We start from the raw sequence: 631 nt of genomic DNA, 5'->3' as shown, positions 1-631 counted from the left end.
TGGTCTGCTGTGTCGCAGGCGGTGAGGGTGACGTGGGCGCCTGTTCGGGTGAGTTCTGTGACGAGTTCGGTGGCGCCGGGGGCGTGGGGTCCGCGGCGGCTGGTGAGGAGGAGGTGGCGGGCGTTGTGGTGGGTGACGAGGTGGTGGGCGAGGAGGCTGCCGAGGGTGCCGGTGGCGCCGGTGATCAGGACGGTGCCCTCGGGGTCCAGCCCACGCGGCAACGTGAGGGCCACCTTGCCGATGTGGCGCGCCTGACCCAGGTACCGGAACGCCTCGCGGGCCTTGCGTATGTCCCAGGCGACCACGGGCAGGGGGCGCAGCGCTCCGGCCTCGAACAATGCCACGAGCTCGGTCAGCATCTCCTGGATGCGGTCGGGTCCGGCCTCCATCAGGTCGAACGCCTGGTACGCCACGCCCGGATACTGCCGGGCGATCTCGTCCCGGTCCCGGACGTCCGCCTTCCCCATCTCCAGGAAGCGGCCGCCGTGGGGGAGGAGGCGCAGCGAGGCGTCGACGAATTCCTTGGCCAGGGAGTCGAGTACGACGTCCATGCCGTGGCCGTCGGTGGCGGTGAGGAACTGGTCCTCGAAGTCGGTGGTGCGGGAGTTGCCCAGGTGGGTGTCGTCGAAGC

At 70.5% G+C, this 631-nt stretch carries 1 protein-coding gene; it reads right to left on the bottom strand.

The features are described from left to right. On the bottom strand, nucleotides 1–631 hold a 631-nt coding region (locus AADR41_RS42170), incomplete at both ends, for a zinc-binding dehydrogenase (protein WP_342287767.1).

The organism is Streptomyces sp. CLV115, from assembly GCF_038448545.1.
GTDB classification, from domain to species: Bacteria; Actinomycetota; Actinomycetes; order Streptomycetales; family Streptomycetaceae; genus Streptomyces; species Streptomyces sanglieri.
The sequence above is the reverse complement of the archived record's forward strand: the minus strand, read 5'-3'. Positions and strand labels throughout refer to the sequence as shown.